A 1,473-nucleotide genomic window follows, 5' to 3' on the forward strand; every position below is an offset into this window, starting at 1 on the left:
AAGTCTGGTAGGACGTTAAAGGCGGCCAACCGTTAGGGACAAGTTGTGATGGGGAGGGAAATTTAAGTACCGAAGTTTCTGATGTCACACTGCCAAGAAAAGCTTCTAGGGAAAAAGACAGCACCCGTACCGCAAACCGACACAGGTAGTTGAGGAGAGAATCCTCAGGTGAGCGAGCGAACTCTCGTTAAGGAACTCGGCAAAATGACCCCGTAACTTCGGGAGAAGGGGTGCTGACCGTATGGTCAGCCGCAGTGAATAGGCCCAAGCGACTGTTTATCAAAAACACAGGTCTCTGCAAAATCGAAAGATGACGTATAGGGGCTGACGCCTGCCCGGTGCTGGAAGGTTAAGAGGAGAGGTTAGCCATTAGGCAACGCTTTGAATTGAAGCCCCAGTAAACGGCGGCCGTAACTATAACGGTCCTAAGGTAGCGAAATTCCTTGTCGGGTAAGTTCCGACCCGCACGAAAGGCGTAACGATTTGGGCACTGTCTCAACGAGAGACTCGGTGAAATTATAGTACCTGTGAAGATGCAGGTTACCCGCGACAGGACGGAAAGACCCCATGGAGCTTTACTGCAGTTTGATATTGAGTGTTTGTGTGACACGTACAGGATAGGTAGGAGCCTAGGAAACCGGAACGCCAGTTTCGGTGGAGGCAGTGGTGGGATACTACCCTTGTAACATGACCACTCTAACCCGCATCTCTGATCGAGATGGGAGACAGTGTCAGACGGGCAGTTTGACTGGGGCGGTCGCCTCCTAAAGAGTAACGGAGGCGCCCAAAGGTTCCCTCAGAATGGTTGGAAATCATTCGCAGAGTGTAAAGGCAGAAGGGAGCTTGACTGCGAGACAGACAAGTCGAGCAGGGACGAAAGTCGGGCTTAGTGATCCGGTGGTTCCGCATGGAAGGGCCATCGCTCAACGGATAAAAGCTACCCTGGGGATAACAGGCTTATCTCCCCCAAGAGTTCACATCGACGGGGAGGTTTGGCACCTCGATGTCGGCTCATCGCATCCTGGGGCTGTAGTCGGTCCCAAGGGTTGGGCTGTTCGCCCATTAAAGCGGTACGCGAGCTGGGTTCAGAACGTCGTGAGACAGTTCGGTCCCTATCCGTCGCGGGCGTTGGAAATTTGAGAGGAGCTGTCCTTAGTACGAGAGGACCGGGATGGACATACCTCTGGTGTACCAGTTGTCGTGCCAACGGCACAGCTGGGTAGCTATGTATGGTTGGGATAAGCGCTGAAAGCATCTAAGCGTGAAGCCCCCCTCAAGATGAGATTTCCCATCTTTTTAAAAGAGTAAGATCCCTGAGAGACGATCAGGTAGATAGGCTGGAAGTGGACATTTAGTGATAAATGGAGCGGACCAGTACTAATCGATCGAGGACTTATCCAATTTTGGCTTCAAGAAGATTCAGTTTTGGGTAGATGGGTTTAGAGCAAGGAAGTTATTGTTAGATTCAGTTTT

The 1,473-nt window shown here is 51.4% G+C and carries 1 rRNA gene; it reads left to right on the plus strand.

Annotated features, from left to right (window positions below):
- Positions 1-1,401, plus strand: a 23S ribosomal RNA gene (locus tag H541_RS13565); the annotation flags it as partial.
- Positions 1,402-1,473 lie beyond the last annotated feature (72 nt).

This window comes from Bavariicoccus seileri WCC 4188 (assembly GCF_000421665.1).
GTDB lineage: Bacteria > Bacillota > Bacilli > Lactobacillales > Aerococcaceae > Bavariicoccus > Bavariicoccus seileri.